Source organism: Cellulosimicrobium sp. JZ28, assembly GCF_015327065.1.
Classification (GTDB): domain Bacteria; phylum Actinomycetota; class Actinomycetes; order Actinomycetales; family Cellulomonadaceae; genus Cellulosimicrobium; species Cellulosimicrobium funkei.
Genome location: NZ_CP017660.1, coordinates 500,337 through 518,588 on the forward strand (window position 1 = coordinate 500,337; position 18,252 = coordinate 518,588).

Here is an 18,252-nt window from a genome sequence, read left to right on the forward strand (position 1 = left end):
GCCCGCGCAACCGTGGTGCACGAACGTGCAGAATGGGGGTGACGGGAAGGAGACCGCGATGGTCGATCGGGAGCAGGACGTCCTGCGCGCGGCGTCGATGTACTACCTCCAGGACATGAAGATGGAGGCGATCGCCAAGCACCTGCACACGTCGCGGTCCACGGTGTCGCGGCTGGTGAAGCGGGCGCGCGACACGGGTCTTGTCGAGATCTCGCTGCGGCCCGCGCGCAGCCGCGGGCCGGGGCTCGGGCAGCACCTCGCGAGCACGTGGGGGATCGACGCCTACGTGGTCCCCGTGCCCGACCAGGCGCCGCAGGTCGAGCGGCTCGAGCAGGTCGCGCTGACGACCGCGCGCCTGCTGTCGACGTGGTTCGACTCCGACATGATCCTCGGGATCGCGTGGGGCACGACGCTCTCGGCCGTGTCCCGGCACCTGCCGCGCAAGCCGACCCGGGGGAGCGCCGTCGTGCAGCTCAACGGGGCGGCGAACACGCGGACGTCGGGCGTGCACTACGCGGGCGACCTCATCGCGGGCTTCGGCAGCGCGTTCGACGCCCACGTGCACCATTTCCCAGTGCCCGCGTTCTTCGACTACGCAGAGACGAAGCGCGCGATGTGGCGCGAGCGGTCCGTGCGCCGCGTGCTCGACGTGCAGCACCGGGCGGACATCGCGCTGTTCTCCGTCGGGGCCGTCGCGGGCGGCGTGCCGTCGCACGTGTACTCCGCGGGGTACCTCGACCCCGACGACATCGCGGTCCTCGACGCCGAGGGCGTCGTCGGCGACGTCTGCACGGTGTTCCTCCGCGCCGACGGGACCTACCGCGACATCGCGCTCAACGAGCGCGCGACGGGGCCGGCCCCCGAGGAGCTGCGGCGCGTGCCGCGGCGGGTGTGCGCCGTCGCGGGCGACAACAAGGTGGCGCCGCTGCGCGCGGCCCTGCGCGCGGGCGTGGTGACCGACCTCGTCGTCGACGAGATCACGGCGGCCCACCTCGTCGGGGGCTCCTGAGCGCAGAGCGCACATATGCGTCCCGATGCATGACTATGCAGCGGGTGCTTCGCGCGCGTACAGTGTCGCGGTGCCCACGACCTCTGCCGTCCGTGTCCGTCCCGCGCTGCCCGCGGACGTGCGGACGGTGCGTGCGCTCGTGCAGCCCTACGCCGAGGACCGCATCCTCCTCGCCAAGGAGATGGTCGGGTACTACGAGGCGGTCCAGGAGTTCGTCGTCGCCGAGGTGCCGGACCCGGACGCGGCGGACGGCGCGGACGCGCGGCGCGTCGTCGGGTGCGGGGCGCTGCACGTCATGTGGGACGACCTCGCGGAGATCCGCACGCTCGCGGTGGACCCGGCGTGGCGCGGGCACCGCGTCGGGCACGCGCTCGTCGTCGAGCTCGTCGCCCGCGCCCGCGCGCTCGGCCTGCGGCGCGTGTTCTGCCTGACGTTCGAGGTCGACTTCTTCCGTGCGCACGGCTTCCGCACCATCGAGGGGACGCCCGTGTCCCCCGAGGTGTACGCCGAGCTCCTGCGCTCGCACGACGACGGCGTCGCGGAGTTCCTCGACCTCGCGCGCGTGAAGCCCAACACGCTCGGCAACACGCGGATGCTCCTCGACCTCGACGACCTCGACGACCGCGGCAGCGGCGCCGCCGCGGACTCCGTGCTCAGCTGATCGGGACCGTCGACGCGCGGGTCACCACGCGGCAGGGGAGCTCCTCGACGCCCGGGCGCACCGTGCCGTCGATCGCGGCGAAGAGGCGCTGCGCCGCGACGCGCCCGAGCCGCTCGAGGTTCATGTCGACGCTCGTGAGCTGGGGGCGGGCGTTCGTCGTGAGCACCTCCCAGTTGTCGAACCCGATGACCGACACCTCGCCCGGCACGTCGCGGCCGAGCTCGCGCAGCGCGTCGAGCACGCCGCGAGCGATCTGGTCGGAGCCGCAGAAGAACGCGTCGACGTCGCCGTGCTGCTCGACGATCATGCGCGCCGCGCCCCGTCCCCAGCCCTCGCTCCACGAGCCGAAGTACGTCTGTCCGCCGACGAGCTCGAGCCCGGCGGCGGCCACCGCCGCCTCGGCGCCCGCCGCACGGTCCTGCGCGGCCTTGTACCCGGGGTCGCCCGAGACGTGCGCGACCCGGCGGCGCCCGCACGAGAGCAGGTGCTCGACGGCGAGGCGGCCCGCGCCCACGTTGTCCGCGGTGATCGAGACGTCGGAGAGGTCCTCCGACGGCGCGTAGGCGTAGACGACCGGGACGGGGACGTCGGCGCTGAGCGGGGGGCGCGGGTCGGTCCGCGACCCCACGACGATGAGGCCGTCCACGCGCCGGGAGAGCAGGGCGCGCACGTGGTGCTGCTCGCGGATGGCGTCGCCCCGCGCGTCGCACAGGAAGACGGACACGCGGCCCGCCCCGAACGCGTCCTCGGCCCCCATGAGGACCGGGATCGAGAACCGGCCCTCGAGGTCGCTCGTGAGGAGCCCCACCGTGCCCGTGCGGCCCTTGAGCAGTCCGCGGGCGAGCGCGTTGGGCGCGAACGACAGGCGCTCGGCGGCCTCGAGGACGCGCAGGCGGGTCTCGGCCTTGACCTGGTCGCGGCCGTTGATCGCCTTCGACGCGGTCGCGATGGACACGCCGGCGAGGCGTGCGACGTCGGTGAGGGTCGCCGCGCGCGGCGAGGCGCTCCCGCTCTGGGTCGTCATGAGGCCGTTCCCCCTCCTGCCGGTGCGCTGCGCTGCGCCCTCGACGATCGAGCCGTGATCGAACTGTAACCCGCTGCCCTGCTTGACGAGGCTATCGCGCTGCCATACATTCAGAAAACCTTTTCGGTTGGTTTCGGCGCCAGCGACGACGCGAGCACCCCGCTCACGGTCGACGCCAGGACATCGAACACTAGCCGCCTGAGGGGAGGGTCGGCCAGGTGGAGCGCGCCGCAGCGCGACACCGTGACCGAAAACGTGTTCGCCCGAAGCGCGAGCACGGGGCGCAGGTGCAACGGCTCGAAGACGAGTACGAGGAGACACGAGATGACACACCACCGCGGGACCTCGTGGAAGAGGTCCGTGGCCACGACGACGCTCGCCGGCCTCGTCGCGCTGGGGCTCGCCGCGTGCGGGTCCGCCTCGGGCGGCGACGACGCCGCGACGGGCGGCACGGGCGAGGGAAGCGTCGAGGGCGTCGACGACGGCAGCACGCTCACCCTGTGGACGCGCGCGCCGCTCGAGAAGCAGGCGAAGCTCCTGGTGGACGCGTACAACGCGAGCCACGAGAACGAGGTCGAGCTCACCATCGTCCCCAACGACGACTACGTGGCGAAGGTCGGTGCCGCCGCGGGCAGCGGCGGCCTGCCGGACCTGTTCGCGGCCGACATCGTGTACGTGCCGAACTGGGTCGAGCAGGGCCTCTACCAGGACGTCACCGGGCGCATCGACCAGCTGGACTTCGCGGACGAGATCAACCCGGGCCACCTCGAGGCCGGCACGTACGAGGACCAGGAGTACATCCTCCCGTTCGTCCTCGACGTCTCCGTCCTCTTCTACAACAAGGACCTCTACGAGCAGGCGGGCCTCGACCCCGAGGCGCCGCCGACGTCGCTCACCGAGTTCGCGGAGCAGGCCAAGGCCGTCGACGCGCTCGGTGGCGGGGTGGACGGCACGTTCTTCGGCGGGAACTGCGGCGGGTGCCTCGTCTTCACGTGGTTCCCGTCGATCTGGGCCGCGGACGAGGAGGTCCTCGGCGACGGCGGCGCCGAGTCGCTCCTGGCGAGCGACACCGCGCAGGACGTGTACGCCGTCTACAAGGACCTCGTCGACTCCGACGCCGTCGGCGCGGGCACGCGCGACGAGACGGGTGCCACGTGGGTCGCCCCCTTCCAGGAGGGCAAGATCGGCGTCATGCCGTACCCGGCGACGCTCCTGTCGACGGCCGACGAGACGGTGGACGTCGGCGTCGCGCCGATCCCCGGACCCGACGGCGGCGGGTCGACCTTCGTCGGCGGCGACGGCATCGGCATCTCCAAGGACAGCGAGAAGTCGGACCAGGCGTGGAACTTCCTGTCCTGGATGATGTCCGAGGACGCCCAGGTGCAGGTCCTCGCCAAGAACGGCGACGTCGTGTCCCGTGCCGACCTGGTCGACAACGAGTTCTCGTCCGCCGACCCGCGCGTCATGACGATCAACGAGATCGCGAGCCAGGGCCGCACGCCCGTCGCGCGCAACTTCCAGCAGGCGTTCAACGCGCCGAACAGCCCGTGGCTCACGCTCGTGCGCAACGCCGTGTTCGGCGACGGCGCGAGCATCGAGCCGGACAACGAGGAGATCACGGCGGTCCTGTCGCAGTGAGGCCCCGGGAGGTCCCCGCGCCGCCGGCGACCTCCCGCGGGTCCACCGCCCGACCACCGACCCGGTCGACCACAGCGCTCGCCGCCGCCCGCAGGCCGTGCGGCGGCGAGCCCGGTCCGGCTTCCCTCGCCCCCCGTCCCAGGAGACCAGCCATGTCCGTGCAGTCCGCGCCCTCGACGCCGCCACCACCCGTGCCGCACGGCCCGGCGGCCCGCGGGCCCGTCCCGAGCGACGACCGACCGCCCCGCGCCGCCGGGACCGCGGGCGCCGCGCGCCGCCGTCGACCCGGTCGGTCGCAGTCCGCCCGCGGGTGGGCCTACGCCGCGCCGACGGCCGTGTTCGTCCTCGTCCTCTTCGTCCTGCCGGTGCTGCTCGTCGGCCAGATGTCGGCGTCCGACTGGCCGCTCCTGGCGGGCAACCGCGGCGTGAACTTCCCCGACAACTTCCGCGACGCCGTCGAGAACCGGTTCTTCTGGGACTCCGTCGTCTTCACCCTGAAGTACACGGCCATCGCCACCGTGCTCCTCATCGCGCTGGGGCTGGGGTTCGCGCTCCTGGTGCAGGAGTCGAGCCGGTGGAAGAGCTTCCTGCGCACGTCCATCCTCGTGCCGAGCGCGTTGGGCCTCGCGTCCGCGTCGCTGCTCTTCTACGCGCTGTACTCGCCGCAGGTGGGGCCGATCTCGCCGCTGCTGGAGCGCCTGGGGCTCGTCGACGAGCCCGTCTCGTTCCTCGGGTCGCCCGACGGCGCGCTCTGGTCGACGGTGTTCCTCATCGTCTGGCGCTTCGCCGGCTTCTACATGCTGCTGCTCATGGTGGGGCTCCAGGGCATCCCGCACGAGGTGTACGAGGCGGCCCGCATGGACGGCGCCAACCGGTGGCAGACGTTCGCGCGCGTGACCGTCCCGCTGCTGCGCCCGTCGCTCGCGCTCTGCACGATCCTCTGCGTCACCGGGTCGCTGCTCGCGTTCGACCAGTTCTACATCCTCACCAAGGGCGGGCCGGACAACAGCACCATCACCGTCGTCCAACTCATCTACAACATCGCCTTCCAGGGGCAGAACGACCTGGGCGTGGCCGCCGCGCTGTCGATCATCGTGCTCGCGGCCCTCGTGCTCATCAACGTCGCGCAGGTCCGTGGCATGCGCGCACCCGAGGAGAAGTGACATGGCCGTCACGGCAACCGCCCCCGCCCGCCCCGCGCCCGGCGCACGTCCCGCGCCGGCTCCTCGTGCCCGTATCGCCGGCATCCTCACGCGCACCCCGTACTGGGTGCTCACCGGGGGGCTCGCGATCGTCTTCCTCTTCCCCCTGGTGTGGGCCGGCGTGGCGTCGTTCTCGCCGCAGCCCGGCAGCAACCAGGTCGACGGCTGGGGCTTCGGCAACTACGTGACGCTCGCGGGCTACCAGGCCGGCATCGGCCAGTACCTGTGGAACTCCGTCGTCGTCTCCGGGCTCACGGTGCTCTTCACGCTGACCGTCTCGCTGCTCGGCGGGTTCGCGTTCGCACGGTTCCGGTTCCCCGGGCGCGACGTGCTGTTCCTCGTGACGCTCGCGATCCTCATGGTGCCGTACGCGACGCTCCTCATCCCGCTCTACGTGCTGCTCAACACGCTGCACCTGCAGAACTCGCTGCTCGGCCTGGCGCTGGTCCTCACGATGTTCCAGCTCCCGTTCGCGACGTTCATGATGCGGATCTCGTTCGAGTCCGTCCCGCGCGAGCTCGACGAGGCGGCGATGGTCGACGGGTGCTCGTCCTTCGGGGCGCTGCGCCGCGTGCTCGTCCCCGCCGTCAAGCCCGGGCTCATCACCGTGGGCCTGTTCGCGTTCCTCGCCGCGTGGAACGACTTCGTGGCGCCGCTCATCCTCATCACCGACTCGACGAAGGCGCCGCTGCCGCTCGCGGTCGCCAACATGCGCCAGCAGGTCATGGGGATCGTCGACTACGGCGCGACCCAGGCGGGCGTCGTCGTGCTCGCGGCGCCGTGCATCGTCCTGTTCCTGCTGCTCCAGCGCCACTACGTGCGCGGCTTCATGTCCGGGGCGCTGAAGGGATGACGACGACGCACGTCCCCCACCTCGACCCCGCCCTGCGGCCTACCGATCCGACGCCGTCCGGCGTCGTCCCCGACGAACGACGAGGCGACCCCGTCGCCTCGGGAGGTGCTGCCATGACCACGACCCCGACGGTGCCCCGGACGACGGGGACCGGTGCCCGCCCGACCGACGGCGGACGCCCGGTCGTCCCCGCGACCGGGCGGCTGCAGCCGCTCGGGCTGGCGCAGGTGCGCATCACGGGCGGGTTCTGGGGCGAGCGCCAGGAGGTCAACCGGACCGCGACGCTCGCGCACATCGAGCACTGGCTCGAGGCCGAGGGCTGGCTCGGCAACTTCGACGCCGTCGTGCGGGGCGACGTCGCGACGACGCGGCGCGGCCGCGAGTTCAGCGACTCCGAGGTGTACAAGCTGCTCGAGGCGATGGCCTGGGAGCTCGGGCGCCGGCCCGACGACGCCCTCGAGCGCCGCTTCGGCGCGATCGTCGAGCGCGTCGCCGCGGCGCAGGCACCCGACGGGTACCTGTGCACGCGGTTCGGCCACCCGGGGCAGCCCGCCCGGTACACGGACCTCGAGTGGGGCCACGAGCTCTACGTGCAGGGCCACCTCCTGCAGGCGGCCGTCGCGCGCGTGCGCACCGGCCACCCCGACGACCTCCTCGTCGAGGTCGCGCGGCGCTCCGCCGACCACGTGTGCGAGACGTTCGGGCCCGACGGCATCCAGGGCGTGTGCGGGCACGCGGAGGTCGAGGTGGCGCTCGCGGAGCTCGGGCGCGCGCTCGACGAGCCGCGCTACGTGCGCCAGGCGGCGCTCTTCGTCGAGCGGCGTGGGCACGGCACGCTCGCGGACATCGAGTGGGGCCGCTCGTACTACCAGGACGACGTCCCGGTGCGCGAGGCCACGGTGTTCCGGGGCCACGCGGTGCGCGCGAACTACCTCGCCGCGGGGGCCGTCGACGTGGCCGTGGAGACCGGGGACGACGAGCTCGTCGCCGCGGTCGCGCGGCAGTGGGAGCGCACACAGGCCGCGCGCACCTACGTCACCGGCGGGCAGGGGTCGCACCACCAGGACGAGGCGTTCGGCGACGACTTCGTGCTGCCGCCGGACCGCGCCTACTCGGAGACGTGCGCGTCGATCGGGTCGGTCATGGTCGCGTGGCGCCTCCTGCTCGCGCAGGGCGACGCGCGCTACGCCGACGTCGTGGAGCGCGCCCTCTTCAACGTGGTCGCGACGTCGCCCGCGCACGACGGCCGCGCCTTCTACTACGCGAACACGCTCCACCAGCGCGTCCCGGGCGAGCCGGCCGCGCCGGACCAGGTGAGCAAGCGCGCCGAGTCGTCGCTGCGCGCGCCGTGGTTCGAGGTGTCGTGCTGCCCGCCCAACGTCGCGCGCACGTTCGCGAGCCTCGCCGGGTACCTCGCCACCGTCGACGACGGCGGGGTGCAGCTCCACCAGTACGCACCGAGCGAGGTCCGCGCGACGCTCCCGTCGGGAGAGCCGGTCGCGCTCGACGTCGAGACCGACTACCCGGCCACGGGCCGCGTCCGCGTGCGCGTCGTCGAGGCGCCGGAGCGGTGGGCGCTCACGCTCCGCGTCCCCGCGTGGTCGGGCTCGGGGCTGCTCGTGGTCGACGACGGACCCGCCCGCCACGTGCCCGCGGGCACCGTCGCGGTGCCGGACCTGCGACCGGGGAGCGTCGTCACGCTCGACCTCGACGTGGCGCCCCGGTTCCTCGTGCCCGACGACCGGATCGACGCCGTGCGCGGGTGCGTGGCCGTGCAGCGGGGCCCCGAGGTGCTGTGCGTGGAGTCGGTGGACCTGCCCGGTGGCCGCGACGTCGCCGACCTGCGGGTCGACGTCGCCGTCGCGCCGCGCGAGGAGGACGGGCACGTCGTCGTCCGCGGGCTGCTCGTCGACCCGGCGCCCGGCCCCTGGCCGTACGCGCCCCTGCACGGCGGCGCCCCGGGACGGACCGGGTCCGCGCGCGCCGGGGTCGCCCCGGCGGAGCCCGTCGACGTGCGGCTCGTGCCGTACCACGACTGGGCGGGCCGGGGTCCGTCGACGATGCGCGTGTGGCTCCCGACCGTCTGACGGCGGGTCAGGCGGGGAGCCGGTAGAGCACCCCGCCCGGCCCGTCGACCTGCTCGACGAGCCCGTCCTCGACGAGGCTCGCCACGCACCGGTCGAGCTGCGCGGCGTCGTGCCACACCTCGGCCACGACGCCGCGCGGCACCGGGCCCGGCGCGTCGCGCAGCGCCGCCATGACCCGGCCCCGCGCCTGCCGGTCGGTGCCGGCCCAGGCCTGCGTGCGGCGTCGGGCCGCGTGCTCGTCGCCGGGGCGCCCGGCCAGGCGCCACGCGCACGCGTCGCGGACGGGACAGACGCCGCACCGGGGCGCGCGCGCCGTGCAGACGAGCGCGCCGAGCTCCATCGACGCGGCCGCCCACAGCACCGCGTCGTCGTCGGCGGGTGGGGCGACCGCTGCGGCGGTCGCGCGCTCCGCGGCCGTGTACGACGGCGCGGGCAGCGCGACGCCCCCGACCGCCCGCGCCAGGACGCGGCGCACGTTCGTGTCGACGACGACCGCGCGGCGCCCGTGCGCGAACGCGGTGACCGCCGCGGCGGTGTACTCGCCGACCCCCGGCAGGGCGCGCAGCGCCTCCTCGCCGCGGGGCACCTCGCCGTCGTGCCGCTCGACGATCGCCCGGGCGCACTCCTGCAGGCGCAGCGCGCGCCGCGGGTAGCCCAGCCGGCCCCACGCGCGCAGCACGTCGGCGGTCGGTGCGGCCGCGAGGTCGGCCGGCTCGGGCCAGCGCTCCATCCAGGCCCGCCAGGCCGGCTCGACCCGCACGACCGGCGTCTGCTGCAGCATCACCTCGCTCACCAGCACGCCCCACGCGGTGCGGTCCGCGGCCCGCCACGGCAGGTCGCGGGCCGTCGCGCCGAACCAGCGCCCGACGGCGTCGCGCAGCCCCGCGTGCGGGTCTCCGGCCACGGTCGAGAGCGCGGTCGAGGGCGCAGTCGAGGGTGCCGTGCGGGCGGGGCCGTCGGCGCGCGCCGGGCGGGGGGCGGGGGCTGGCACGGGTGGTGGGTCCTCGGGAGGGTCGGGGTCGGGCCGCACACATTGTGCCCCGACCTGGGCCGCCGTCGGCGCGGCACCGGTCCCGCGGGGCGCCCCCACGGCTAGCGTGGTCCCGACCAGCACGAGCACGACGGAGGACCCGTGAGCACGCCGCGGACCGACCGCACCCCGAGGCCGAGCACCCGCCCGAGCACCGGGCCGGGCGCGCCCACGCGCGCCGCCCTGGTGCGGCGTCGGCTCGTCGCGCTCCTCCTCCTCGTGGCGCTCGTCGTCGGCCTCGTGCTGCTCGGCCAGGTGGCCGTCCGCGCCGTCGGGCCGCTGCTGAGCGGCGACGCGAGCGCGCAGGAGGGCAAGTCGCCGCCCCCCACGCCCGAGGCCGCGGGCCCGCCCCGCGACTGCACGGCGGCGTCGCTCGAGCTCGTCGTGACGACGAACGCCGCCGAGTACGAGCCCGGTCGCGCCGTGCAGCTCGACGTGACCGTCCGGCAGTCCGGCGGGCGGCCGTGTCTCGTCGACGGGTCGGACGCGGGCCGTCAGGTGCTCGTCTACTCGGGCGACGAGCTCGTGTGGTCGTCGGCCCACTGCGGGTCCACCGAGCGCCTGCTCCTCATGAGCACGGGCGACGAGGACCCGTCGCGGCTCGTGCGGTGGGACCGCCACCGCTCGGTCGAGGGCTGCGCGCCCGACCAGCCCGAGGTCGACCCCGGCACGTACACGGCGGTGGTGAGCATCGCCGGCGTCGACGGCGCGACGAGCGAGCCCGTGACCTTCACCCTGCTCGCTCCGCCCGCCCCCACGCCGGACCCGGCCGAGACCACCGCACCGGCCGACGGCACCGCACCCCCTGAGGGCACCACCCCGGCGGACGGGACCGCTCCTCCCGCCGAGGGGACCCCGCCCGCGGACGGGACGGCGCCCGCGGACGGGACGGCTCCCGCGGACGGGACGGCGCCCGCGGAGGGCGCCGCGCCGCCGGACGCGACGACCGACGGGGCGTAGGGCCGAGCCCGCTCCGCGGCGACGTCGCGCTCCTCGCACCCTGCGACCCGCTGCCGGCCGGACCTTCCCTCCGCCCTGTGCCCTGTGCCCTGTGCTCGCCCGTGCCCCTCTTCCTCGCCGCCCCGTCCTCGCGGCACCCGCGGCGCTCCGCCCACGAGGGGGCGGAGCGGTCGCCCCTGTGCGGACCACCTCGGCGAAACGGATGGAAGGGTGTTTTCGGAGAATGGTCGTGTCGATGGCTCTGCCGGTCGATGAGATGGCGTCGCAGCGTCCGATATCGCAGCGGGCAGAACGAATATGCGCCAGCGGGGGCGCAGAGCGCTGACCCGGCGGCGCCGCGAACTCGAGACCGAAAACCATTGCGGTAGGCGCTCCTGGCTGGTTGACTGGCTCGCGACTGGCGACCTCATCGCGGAGGGAGCGGGGGCCACGAGCCCCGTGTACGGGACTTCCGCGGCGCGGCGCGAGCCGGCACGACGATCGGGTTCACGCGTCCCGCAGCGGGGCGGGCGGACGAAGCAGTCCACCCGCGCGACGCGTGGTGCCGTCGTCGTCCCGGACCTGTTCCGGTTCCCGATGGAGAGGACTTGGTGATGTCGGGGAGAGCGTGGAGAAGGGTCGTCGCCTCGGCGATGACAGGTGCGATGGCCGCCACCGGCGTCGCACTGGCACCGGCGGCACAGGCCGACGTGGTGCCGGGGAACGAGAGCGACATCGGTGTCTACACCGACGGCACGACGGACTCGATGGACATCGGCGACCCGGTCTACAGGAACCTGGACCAGGTCGCCGCCGCCCTCGAGCCGGGCGTCCCGTGGACCGCGGGCTCGATGCACGGGTCGATCTTCGAGAAGGACCTGGCCGCGGGCGGCACGGACTACTACCTCGACCGCGTGCTCGGGGTGAGCGGGACGGCGAGCAACAGCGTGCTCCAGACGCGCGGCCGGTCGCTGTACCTGCGGGGCAACAGCAACTGGGCGGTCATGGGGTTCGCGGGCTCCGCGTTCGCGGGCGGGCCGAACAACCTCGGCAACCTCTACACCGTGACCGTGCCCGGGCAGACGATCACCGAGGTCGGGGCGCAGCGCTTCAACGCGCCGAGCCACGCGAAGGCGCGCTACACCGTCGGGACGACGGGCGTCGTCGCGGACCTCAAGAAGCTCATCACGTACGACAACGTGGCGCTGTCCGCGCTGACCTTCACCAACCCCGGCGCGAGCGACGTGACCTTCACGGTGCGCGCGTCCTCGCCGCTCGCGACGGCCGCAGCCGACGCGGCCGACGAGCTCACGGGGACGCGCACCCTGACGAGCGGGTCGAACAACGGGCTCGTGGACACGCCGTGGTCCACCGTGACCGTGGGGCTCAAGGCCCCGGGGTTCGAGCGCACGGGGACCAACCTCGACCGCGAGGTCACGGTGCCGGCGGGCGGCTCGGTCGACCTCTCCGTGCTCGGCGTGCTGTCCAGCGAGACGCTCCCCGAGTCGGTGGAGAGCTTCCACGAGTACGCCGCGCTGACCCCCGCGGAGGCGTTCCGCACGGGCGTCACGGAGTTCAACCGGCAGTGGGCGCAGGACATCCCGTACATCGACGTCCCGGACGAGGCGATCGAGAAGGCGATCGTCTACCGCTGGTGGGGCGAGCGGTACAACAGCCTGGACGCGAACGAGCCCGGCTACGTGTACCAGTACCCGACGACGATCGAGGGGGTGAACCTCTACCAGAACTCGGTGGCGCTCACGCAGCCCATGCACCTGCAGGACACCAAGTGGATCCGCAACCCCTACCTCGGGTACGGGCAGATCCTCAACATCGGTGAGCTCTCCGGGGCGTCGGCCTTCCTCGACAGCCCGGGCCACACGAGCTGGAACAACCACTACTCGCAGTACCTCGGCACCGCGGGCCTCGAGGCGTACAACGTGCACGGCGGCGGTCCGGCGGTCGCCGAGCGCTTCGCGACGTACTTCGAGGGCGACGGCACCGGCCAGCTCGAGCACTACGACGGCAACGACGACAAGCTCATCGCGTACGACACCAACTACATGCCGGGCAACGACTCCGACGCGATCAGCTTCGGGTACCCCAAGGTCGACGCGGGGGCGCCGGGCGCGCGGACGATCGAGCGCCCGGAGTCCGCGTACGTGTGGGGCGCGTTCGACGCCGCCCGCCAGCTCTACGCGATGGCGGGGGCGGACCCGGAGAAGGTCGCGGAGATGGGGCAGACCGCCGACGAGATCCGGGACGCGATCCTCGGGCGGCTGTGGAGCGAGGAGACGCGCATGTTCCTCGCGGGGACGTCGCACGGCGCGACGTCGGGCGGGAACCAGAACCCGCTGAGCCAGGCCGAGCGCGACCTCATCCCGGCGAAGGAGTCGAACCTCTACGACATCTACGCCGAGAACCTCATCCCGGTCGAGGACGCCGGCACGTACGTCGACGGGTTCCGCTTCCTGCGGTACGGGGACAACTTCCCGATCTTCCCGTTCTACACGGCCAACCAGTACGACCGGGCCAAGTACGGCATCGGGGGGTCGAACAACTTCTCCAACATCAACTTCACGGTCCAGTACCGGGGCGTGCGGTCCGCGCTGCGGCACTACGACCCCGACCACACCTACGTCACGCCCGAGTACGCGGCGAAGCTCCTCGACTGGATGGCGTGGAGCATCTATCCGAACGGCGACACCCTCGTCCCCAACCAGGCCGAGTACTACTCGAACTGGAACGCGAGCACGCAGACGTTCAACCGCAACAACCCGAACCACGTGATGCTCGGCAACATGAACTACATCTACGTCGAGGACATGGGCGGCATCCAGCCGCGGTCCGACGACAAGATCGAGCTCTGGCCGATCGACCTCGGGTACGACCACTTCATGGTCAACAACCTGCGGTACCACGGCAAGGACGTGACGATCGTCTGGGACGAGGACGGCTCGCACTACGGCCTCGGCGAGGGCTACAGCCTCTTCGTCGACGGTGAGCGCAAGGCCGCGGCCGACGGCCTCGGCCGGTTCGTCTACGACCCGGCGGCCAACGAGGTCGTGGAGTCGGACGAGGGTCTCGCGGTCCAGGTCGTCGCCGACGAGGGCGCCGACGTGCCCACGGCCGTGGACACCCCGATCGAGGACGAGCGCGTCGTGTCGTACCTGAGGACGGCCGGCATCGACCTCACCGAGGACGCCGACAACCTCGCGCGCGGCGCGGAGCTGTCGTCGTCGGCCACCCAGCAGGGTGCGCGCCCGACGCCGTGGCGCCAGTTCCACACGCCGGGCTGGAGCACGGGCTCGATGAACTACACGCCGGGCGCGATCAAGGAGACCGAGCGGCCCGTGTCGCTCGACGCGGTCACGGACGGCAGCACCGCCAACGAGCCCTTCTGGGGCAACTACGGCACGGAGGGCGACACGGGCTACGTGGAGCTCGACCTGGGCGAGCCGACGACGTTCGACAACGTCAAGGTCTGGTTCGTCAGCGACCGGCAGGCGGGCGGGTACCGCGAGCCGCTGCGGTACTCGGTCCAGGTGCCCGACGGGTCCGGCGGCTGGACGACCGTGCCGGACGCGTTCAAGGCGCCCAAGGTCCCCGGGCCCAAGTTCAACGAGGCGCTGTTCGAGGCCGTGACGGCGGACAAGGTCCGGGTCGCGTTCACGAACACGCCGTCGTCCTGGACGGCGATCTCGGAGATCCAGGTCTTCGACTCGGGCCGCGAGGTGCCCGAGGTCGTCAACGACGCCCCGACGGTCGGGGTGAACGCCGACCGGTCGAAGGACGGGAACCTCTCCACCACGCTCGTCGGCACGGTGACCGACGACGGCATCCCGGAGGACGGGACGCTCACCTACGGGTGGTCGACGGTCTCCGCGCCCGACGGGGCGAGCGTCATCTTCGGTGCCGCCGACGCCCTCACCACGACGGTGACGGGCACGGCCCCGGGGGTGTACACCTTCCGGCTCACGGCGTCCGACGGCGAGCTCACGACCGAGCGCGACGTCGAGGTCGAGCTCACCGAGAAGGCGACGTCCGCCGAGTTCGGGACGCTCGCGACCGTCACGACGAGCGGGTCCGCCTCCTGGGAGAACCCGCTCCGGGTCAACGAGCCCTCGACGCCCGCGAGCTCGAACCCCGGTGCGGGCAACGGCTGGGGCACGTGGGGACAGCCCGCGAACGGCACGAGCGCGCAGAACGCCGCGTGGATCCGGTACGCGTGGGAGTCGCCGGTGCTCGTCGCGTCGACCGACATCTACTGGTACGACGACAACGGCGGGACGCGCATGCCGCGTGCGGACACGTACGCGGTCGAGCACTCGCTGAACGGCACCGACTGGACGCCCGTCACCCTGACCGAGGGCTCCACGTACGCGGGCGCGCTCCAGCGCAACGCGTACAACCACCTGGAGTTCGAGCCCGTCGAGGCCAGCTACCTGCGGGTCCGGATCACGGGCGTGCAGACCGGCGGCGCCGGCACCGGCATCCTGCGGTGGCGCGTCAACGGCGACACCGTCGACTCCGTGGCGAGCCCTGTGATCCTGCGGACCGTCACGGGCGAGGTGCCGGAGCTCCCCTCGACGCTCGACGTCGTGTACTCGAGCGGGCGCCGTGGTGCCGTCGAGTTCACGTGGCAGCCGATCACGCCCGCCATGGTCGCCGAGACCAACGTCGAGCCGTTCACCGTCTACGGCACCAACACGACCTACGGCCTCATCGCCGAGGCCCAGGTGTACGTGCGGCCGGAGAGCTCGCAGGGCGGCATCTCCATCCAGGGCGCCGAGCAGTTCGAGCAGAGCGTCGACGTCGGCGAGCAGCCGTGGCTGCCCACCAAGGTCCTCGTCTCCTACAACGACGGCTCGCGCGACAACCAGGCCGTCGGGGTCGAGTGGGACTTCGACGAGAGCGTCGTCGAGACGCCGGGCGTGTACGTCGTCCGGGGCGACCTCGTCCTCCCGGACTACGTCAGCACGGCCGGCACCACGACGACGACGCTCACGCTCACCGTGGGCGACGGCGCTCCCGCGGGCCCGGCCGTCACGGTGACGACCGAGACCCGCTGCCTCGCCGGCAAGGTCTACGTCGCGGTCCGCGCGCAGAACGACGACGACGCGCCCCTCACGGTGCGCCTCGACACGCCGTTCGGCACCAAGACCGTCAACGGTGTCGAGCCCGGGAAGAACGTCTACCAGTCGTTCGCCACCCGTGCGTCCTCCGTCGAGGCCGGTGAGGTCACGGTCGTGGCCACCGACGCCGAGGGGAGGTCGACGACCGTCACCGAGCAGTACGACGCCCGCTCCTGCGGCTGACCCGCAGCGCGCGTCGCACCACCGTCTCGCCCCGGTCCGTCCCCACGGACCGGGGCGAGACCCGTCTGCGAGGGAGAACCGTGGTCCGCCGGGGTAGAGCCCTGGTCCGCCGAGGTAGAGCCCCGGTCGCGCGAGGTAGAGCCGTGGTTCTTGTGCTCGACGGCGCGTGGTCGGCCTGGGTGGGCGGGGTGGGTGGTGGTGCCGCGTCTACCATCCGCCGCTCGTTCCTCGCGGCTCCCGCCAGGCCCGCCACGACGCGGCACCACCACCCACCCCGCCCGGCATCGTCTCGCCCTGGTCTTGGCTCACCCGGGCGACCGCCCGGGATCGCGGATCCGCATGTGCAACGCCCTGGACGTTCAGCGAGAACGAGAGCACCACGGTCTTCGACTGTGGGATCGCGGCCATCCGTCGTCGATGGACGTTCTCCTTCAGCGGACCAGGGTTCTACCTCGGCGGGCCAGGGTTCTACCTCGGCCAACCACGGCTCTACCTCGCGCTACCAGGGCTCCCTCGGCGGGGCGGGGACGTGTCAGCGGCGGGCCAGGGCCCAGCGGAAGGTGTTGCGCAGCAGGTAGGAGCCGTCGGGACGCCGGAACGGTCGCGCGGCGCGGAGCACGTCGGGGCGGAGCTCGGCGCGCAGCTCGTCCGACTCGCCGAACATGATCGCGGCGACGACGTCGTCCGCGTCGGCGAGCACCATCGGCGCGTCCGCGACGCCCTCCGTCACCGGCGTGAAGCCGTGCTCCGCGAGGAGCGCGCCGAGGTGCCCCTCCTCGCGGCTCTCGTCGCTCGGCTCGTGGTCCTCGCCCGCGACCGCGCGCTCGAGCACGGTGAGGTCGTTGAGCTCGTCCTCGGCCCACGTCGCGACGGCGACCAGCCCACCGACGCGGCGGCACTCGACGAGCGTCCTCGCGACGTCGGTGAAGGCGAGCGCGTTGACGAGCGTCACGAGGTCGAAGGAGTCGTCCGGCCAGGGGAGGCGCTCCGCCTGCGCGACGCGCAGGTCCGCGCCCGGGCTGCGGCGCCGGGCGGCGTCGACCATCCCGGCGGCGGCGTCGCACCCGGCCGCCTCGGCCCCGCGGGCCACGGCCAGGGCGACGAGCTCGCCGGTGCCGCACCCGACGTCGAGCACGCGGGAGCCCGGCCCGACGCCCGCGGCGTCGAGGATCGCCCGCTGCGCGGGCTCGGCGGCGGGCGCCCACCAGCGCGCCCAGGCGTCGGCCAGTGCCGACCACTCGTCGACGTGGTCCACGGTCCCCTCCGTGTGCGTCGTGCGGACGGTCGGAGCGTCAGACGTAGCGCTCGAGGATGCTCGACTCCGCGAGCCGGGACAGGCCCTCGCGCACCGCGCGGGCCCGCTGCTCGCCGACGCCGTCGACGGTCATGAGGTCGTCGATGCTCGCCGCGAGGAGCTTCTGCAGGCCGCCGAAGTGCGCCACGAGCCGGTCGATGATCGTCGCGGGCAGGCGCGGCACCTTCGACAGGAGGCGGTACCCGTGCGGGGCGACCGCCGCGTCGAGCGCGTCGCCGCCGCCCGGCAGGTCGAGCACCCGGCCGATCTGGCCGAGGTCGAGGAGCTGCGTGGAGTCGAGGCCCCCGAGGGCCTTCTGCACCTCGGCGAGCGAACGGTCCTTGCGGCCCAGGTCGACGTAGTCCCGGATGACGAACTCGCGGTCCGAGCCGATGCCGCCGATGAGCTCGTCGAGCTGGAGCGCGAGGAGGCGGCCGTCGGTGCCGAGCTCGATCACGTAGCCGGCGATCTCCTCGGAGATGCGCGCGACCATCTCGAGGCGCTGCACGACGGCGCAGACGTCGCGCACCGTGACCAGGTCCTCGATCTCGAGCGCGGACAGCGTGCCGGACACCTCGTCGAGGCGCGCGCGGTAGCGCTCGAGCGTCGCGAGCGCCTGGTTGGCGCGCGACAGGATCGTGTCGGAGTCCTCCAGGACGTGGCGCTGCCCGCCGACGTACAGCGCGACGATCCGCATCGACTGGCTCACCGAGATGACGGGGAAGCCGCTCTGCTTGGCCACGCGCTCGGCCGTGCGGTGCCGCGTCCCGGACTCGGTGGTCTCGATCGTCGGGTCCGGCAGGAGCTGGACGGCGGCGCGCAGGATGCGGTTGGCGTCGCGGTCGAGCACGACGGCGCCGTCCATCTTCGACAGCTCGCGCAGCCGCGTCGCGGAGAACCCGACGTCGAGCTGGAAGCCTCCCGAGCACATCTCCTCGACGACCTTGTCCAGGCCCAGCACGATGAGCGCGCCGGTCCGGCCGCGCAGGATGCGCTCGAGACCGTCACGGAGCTCGGTACCCGGTGCCACGGCGGCGAGGGTCTCCCGGAGCAGCTCGTCGGGGTGCGCGGGGGAGTTGGCCACGGGGGAATCCTACGCTGCGAGCCCCTCCGCACCTCCGGAAAACCCCGGCGCCGCGCCACAAAGCGGTCACGATCCGGTCTCGGCGTCGTGGGCGTGCCGGGTCCGGGCGCCGC

At 73.2% G+C, this 18,252-nt stretch carries 13 protein-coding genes; 8 read left to right on the forward strand and 5 right to left on the reverse strand.

Annotated elements, in window-relative coordinates; all coding sequences use genetic code 11:
* Window positions 1–58: 58 nt before the first annotated feature.
* Together BJP59_RS02330 and BJP59_RS02335 are read left to right on the forward strand one after the other, a co-directional pair.
* Window positions 59–1,009 carry a sugar-binding transcriptional regulator gene (locus BJP59_RS02330; protein ID WP_034655252.1) on the forward strand — a complete coding sequence of 317 codons (951 nt, stop codon included), beginning with the start codon at window positions 59–61 and terminating at the stop codon, window positions 1,007–1,009.
* A gap of 25 nt (window positions 1,010–1,034) precedes the next feature.
* Window positions 1,035–1,670, forward strand: coding sequence for an amino-acid N-acetyltransferase (locus BJP59_RS02335; protein WP_194522106.1), 636 nt, complete (start codon window positions 1,035–1,037; stop codon window positions 1,668–1,670).
* On the opposite strand, the gene BJP59_RS02340 is transcribed toward BJP59_RS02335, so the two are convergent.
* A complete protein-coding gene (locus tag BJP59_RS02340; protein WP_086149034.1) occupies window positions 1,663–2,694 on the reverse strand; it encodes a LacI family DNA-binding transcriptional regulator in 1,032 nt (343 codons plus the stop codon). The genes BJP59_RS02335 and BJP59_RS02340 overlap by 8 nt on opposite strands.
* Before the next feature lie 110 nt (window positions 2,695–2,804).
* Window positions 2,805–3,062, reverse strand: a complete 258-nt coding sequence (locus BJP59_RS02345) for a hypothetical protein (protein WP_194523158.1) — start codon at window positions 3,060–3,062, stop codon at window positions 2,805–2,807.
* On the opposite strand from BJP59_RS02345, the gene BJP59_RS02350 reads away from it, so the two are divergent.
* The 4 genes from BJP59_RS02350 (at window position 3,055) to BJP59_RS02365 (ending at window position 8,474) form a co-directional block, all read left to right on the forward strand.
* Window positions 3,055–4,332 (forward strand): ABC transporter substrate-binding protein, encoded by a 1,278-nt coding sequence (locus BJP59_RS02350; protein WP_228485239.1) that lies wholly within the window; start codon window positions 3,055–3,057, stop codon window positions 4,330–4,332. The genes BJP59_RS02345 and BJP59_RS02350 overlap by 8 nt on opposite strands.
* 152 nt (window positions 4,333–4,484) lie before the next feature.
* The gene (locus tag BJP59_RS02355; RefSeq protein WP_144721683.1) at window positions 4,485–5,495 is read left to right on the forward strand and encodes a carbohydrate ABC transporter permease; all 1,011 of its coding nucleotides are present in this window, start codon (window positions 4,485–4,487) and stop codon (window positions 5,493–5,495) included.
* A gap of 1 nt (window position 5,496) precedes the next feature.
* Window positions 5,497–6,387 (forward strand): carbohydrate ABC transporter permease, encoded by an 891-nt coding sequence (locus BJP59_RS02360; RefSeq protein ID WP_086149031.1) that lies wholly within the window; start codon window positions 5,497–5,499, stop codon window positions 6,385–6,387.
* A 113-nt stretch (window positions 6,388–6,500) separates the two neighbouring features.
* Window positions 6,501–8,474 (forward strand): glycoside hydrolase family 127 protein, encoded by a 1,974-nt coding sequence (locus BJP59_RS02365; protein ID WP_194522108.1) that lies wholly within the window; start codon window positions 6,501–6,503, stop codon window positions 8,472–8,474.
* Between the two features lie 7 nt (window positions 8,475–8,481).
* On the opposite strand, the gene BJP59_RS02370 is transcribed toward BJP59_RS02365, so the two are convergent.
* Entirely contained in the window at window positions 8,482–9,378 is an 897-nt protein-coding gene (locus BJP59_RS02370; RefSeq protein WP_442861540.1) for an A/G-specific adenine glycosylase, read from the reverse strand.
* Window positions 9,379–9,606: 228 nt separating this feature from the next.
* Here BJP59_RS02370 and BJP59_RS02375 point away from each other — a divergent pair, with 228 nt between their 5' ends.
* Together BJP59_RS02375 and BJP59_RS02380 are read left to right on the forward strand one after the other, a co-directional pair.
* Window positions 9,607–10,464, forward strand: coding sequence for a hypothetical protein (locus BJP59_RS02375; protein WP_194522109.1), 858 nt, complete (start codon window positions 9,607–9,609; stop codon window positions 10,462–10,464).
* A 644-nt stretch (window positions 10,465–11,108) separates the two neighbouring features.
* Window positions 11,109–15,761 carry a galactose-binding domain-containing protein gene (locus BJP59_RS02380; protein ID WP_228485240.1) on the forward strand — a complete coding sequence of 1,551 codons (4,653 nt, stop codon included), beginning with the start codon at window positions 11,109–11,111 and terminating at the stop codon, window positions 15,759–15,761.
* Window positions 15,762–16,293: 532 nt separating this feature from the next.
* Here BJP59_RS02380 and BJP59_RS02385 read toward each other — a convergent pair.
* Together BJP59_RS02385 and disA are read right to left on the reverse strand one after the other, a co-directional pair.
* Window positions 16,294–17,016, reverse strand: coding sequence for a class I SAM-dependent methyltransferase (locus BJP59_RS02385; RefSeq protein ID WP_194522110.1), 723 nt, complete (start codon window positions 17,014–17,016; stop codon window positions 16,294–16,296).
* A gap of 37 nt (window positions 17,017–17,053) precedes the next feature.
* Window positions 17,054–18,139, reverse strand: a complete 1,086-nt coding sequence (disA, locus tag BJP59_RS02390) for a DNA integrity scanning diadenylate cyclase DisA (protein WP_034654928.1) — start codon at window positions 18,137–18,139, stop codon at window positions 17,054–17,056.
* Window positions 18,140–18,252 lie beyond the last annotated feature (113 nt).

What these genes read in the sequence shown, in the direction of transcription:
- BJP59_RS02355 (WP_144721683.1), top strand. Translation starts at nt 4,485, where the DNA reads ATGTCCGTGCAGTCCGCGCCCTCGACGCCGCCACCACCCGTGCCGCAC.
- BJP59_RS02330 (WP_034655252.1), top strand. Translation starts at nt 59, where the DNA reads ATGGTCGATCGGGAGCAGGACGTCCTGCGCGCGGCGTCGATGTACTAC.
- BJP59_RS02335 (WP_194522106.1), top strand. Translation starts at nt 1,035, where the DNA reads ATGCATGACTATGCAGCGGGTGCTTCGCGCGCGTACAGTGTCGCGGTG.
- BJP59_RS02380 (WP_228485240.1), top strand. Translation starts at nt 11,109, where the DNA reads ATGGCCGCCACCGGCGTCGCACTGGCACCGGCGGCACAGGCCGACGTG.
- BJP59_RS02365 (WP_194522108.1), top strand. Translation starts at nt 6,501, where the DNA reads ATGACCACGACCCCGACGGTGCCCCGGACGACGGGGACCGGTGCCCGC.
- BJP59_RS02360 (WP_086149031.1), top strand. Translation starts at nt 5,497, where the DNA reads ATGGCCGTCACGGCAACCGCCCCCGCCCGCCCCGCGCCCGGCGCACGT.
- BJP59_RS02340 (WP_086149034.1), bottom strand. Translation starts at nt 2,694, where the DNA reads ATGACGACCCAGAGCGGGAGCGCCTCGCCGCGCGCGGCGACCCTCACC.